Below are 3193 nucleotides of genomic sequence, written 5' to 3'. Positions count from 1 at the left end.
GCACCTGTCCAAGCCCCGCTCCCTCCACGGCAGATTGCGGTAGCGGATCCCGTTAAACCCCGCATTTTTCCGGCCCCGCGCAGCACGTACGAAAAGCCTCCGGTAGCCCTGTTGCAAGAAACGGTCACGCATGATGTCGTCACCATTTCGCAGGAAACGCTCGAGCAGAACGCCGGGCTTCTCGAAAGCGTGCTGGAAGATTTCGGCATTCGCGGCGAGATCATCCATGTGCGGCCCGGCCCGGTCGTCACACTCTATGAATTCGAACCAGCGCCGGGCGTGAAATCCTCGCGTGTCATCGGTCTTGCCGACGACATCGCCCGCTCCATGTCGGCACTGTCCGCTCGTGTGGCTGTTGTTCCCGGGCGCAATGCTATCGGTATCGAATTGCCCAATACGACGCGAGAGACTGTCTACCTTCGCGAGATGGTCGCATCCGAGAATTTCGACAAGACCAGGTTCAAACTCGCACTTTGCCTTGGCAAGACCATTGGCGGTGAGCCTGTGATTGCCGAACTCGCCAAGATGCCGCATCTGCTCGTAGCCGGTACGACCGGCTCCGGGAAATCAGTCGCCATCAACACGATGATTCTATCGCTGCTGTACCGGCTCACACCGGAAGAATGCCGCTTGATCATGGTTGACCCAAAAATGCTTGAACTGTCCATTTATGACGGCATCCCGCATCTTCTTACCCCGGTTGTCACCGATCCAAAGAAGGCAGTCATGGCTCTCAAATGGGCTGTGCGCGAGATGGAGGACCGCTATAGAAAAATGTCAAAGCTCGGCGTGCGTAATATCGATGGTTTCAACGCCCGCATTATCAGCGCGAAGGAAAAGGGCGAGACGGTGATGTGCACCGTGCAAACCGGCTTCGACAAGGGGACCGGCGAAGCGCAATATCAGCAGGAGGCAATGGACCTCACGCCGATGCCATATATCGTCATCATTGTCGATGAAATGGCCGACCTGATGATGGTGGCAGGCAAGGATATCGAAGGGGCGATCCAGCGCCTCGCCCAGATGGCGCGTGCCGCCGGCATCCACCTGATCATGGCGACTCAACGTCCGTCGGTCGATGTGATCACCGGAACCATCAAGGCGAACTTCCCGACCCGCATCTCGTTTCAGGTCACATCCAAGATCGACAGCCGCACCATCCTCGGCGAGCAAGGTGCTGAGCAGTTGCTTGGCCAGGGCGACATGCTGCATATGGTCGGCGGCGGCCGTATCGCGCGCGTCCATGGGCCTTTCGTTTCAGACGAAGAAGTAGAAAAGGTCGTTGCGCATCTGAAGACTCAAGGGCAGCCCGACTATCTCGATACCGTGACGGCCGACGAAAGCGATGAAGAAGACGCGGAAAGTGACGATAGCGCAGTCTTCGACAAGGGCGCCATGGCCGCAGAAGATGGGAACGTGCTCTACGATCAGGCAGTCAAAGTTATGCTGCGTGACAAAAAATGTTCGACCTCGTACATCCAGCGGCGGCTGCAGATCGGCTACAATCGCGCCGCTTCTCTAGTGGAGCGGATGGAAAAGGAAGGGCTGGTTGGCCCCGCCAATCATGTCGGCAAGCGCGAAATCCTCAACGTCAACAGGGACACCGCCTGAGGCACGCGCGTCGATGCTATTGTCGCAGAGCAGCCTTGATGGGCTTCAACGGTGAGCATCTGATTTTGATGAACTCGTTAGGCGAACGTCCGACAATAGCTGTGCGTGCCACGAAAGCCTGTCCCTGCATCCCGCACATCATGGCGTTGCTGGTTTGCGGCCCGTAAATCACATCCAGCGCCGTGTTCGATTGGCAATCCATCGGCGACAAACTTGTTGAGCAAATGAGTATTACAACCTGGAGCATGCTGGCATCCTTTGCAAACAGTGGCTCCCCCCGATTCTTGCAAGAGTACGGAATTTTTGTTGCAATGCAACCAATTTGCTGCAATGCAACAAAATCGATGGTAAAGGAAGAATGCGCTCTGTTGATTACTGTTCCGCGGGTTCATCGAGTTCGCGGCGCTTGATGAGCTCTTCCCGGATCAGTTTCTTGACGACCTTGCCATAGGCGGATTTCGGCATCTCTGGCCAGAACACAAGCCGCTTCGGTATTTTGTAGCGAGCCATCTTGTTGCCAAGCCAAGTAATGATCTCCTCCGCTTCCGGCGCAGTACCGGGGCGAGCAACACAGACCGCAAGACCGACCTCGCCCCATACCGGATCCGGAATACCCAGTACCGCCACTTCGCTGATGTCCGGATGCGTCAACATCTTCTCCTCGATCTCCCGCGGATAAATGTTGGAGCCGCCAGAAATATACATGTCTGAGGCCCGTCCTGTGATGAAGAGAAATCCCGTTTCATCCATGTGTCCGAGATCGCCGGTACGGAACCAGCCATTGCGAAAGGCTTTCGCATTGGCCTCCGGATTATTGTAGTAACCAGCGAAAACGGCTGGACCGATCACGCAAATCTCGCCGGTTACGCGGGGCGAAACTTCATTTCCGTTATCATCCTGGATCGATATCTGCATTGCGGTGCGCGCATAACCGCAGGTGCCCGGGCGCGTATCTTCGCTGTGCTCCAGATGGTGCTCGGCGGCCGGTAACACAGTAATATTGCCGGTCACCTCTCCCAGCCCAAAATACTGCACGATCACCCGTCCCAGCGTCTTTAGGGCATTGATCTGATCGGTCCGGTACATGGGTGCGCCCGCATAGATCACATAACGCAGTGACGAATGATCCCGCTCCTGAACCGCGGAATGTTCGGTCAGCATTTTAAGGATCGTCGGCACGGTAAACATGTTGCTCACGCGCCATTTTTCGACAAGTCGCCAGACTTCGGTAACATCAAGCTTCTCTGTTGGCAGCAGAATGGTTTTTGCACCTCTAGCGACCTGCGTGAGCTGATGAATCCCGGCGCCGTGAGATAGGGGTGCGATCACGAGTGAGGCATCGTCGTGTGTCGTGCCCGGCATCAGGTCGCACAGGTGATTGGTCACTACAAATCCCATCTGACCGTGGGTCAATACAGCAGCCTTTGGCCGCCCGGTCGTGCCAGAGGTGAAAAAGAACCAGCACGGATCATCATGATCCACAGGGGCAGTCATCACCGTTTCRCCATCGAAACGATCCACAATATCGTCGTAATCATCAGCAAAATCAGCTTTTCCGATCGCAATGACGAATTTCACCCTG

The 3193-nt window shown here is 55.9% G+C and carries 2 protein-coding genes; one reads left to right on the top strand and one right to left on the bottom strand.

The window, feature by feature from the left end; genetic code table 11:
• A partial coding sequence (locus ACXJ5O_RS22680) for a DNA translocase FtsK (RefSeq protein WP_457301872.1) occupies window positions 1-1611 on the top strand: 1611 nt, incomplete at its 5' end.
• A 372-nt stretch (window positions 1612-1983) separates the two neighbouring features.
• Here ACXJ5O_RS22680 and ACXJ5O_RS22675 read toward each other — a convergent pair.
• The coding region (locus ACXJ5O_RS22675) for an AMP-binding protein (RefSeq protein ID WP_457301871.1) at window positions 1984-3193 on the bottom strand (1210 nt) is incomplete at its 5' end.

This window comes from Phyllobacterium sp. P5_D12, assembly GCF_054049495.1.
The sequence above is the reverse complement of the archived record's forward strand: the minus strand, read 5'-3'. Positions and strand labels throughout refer to the sequence as shown.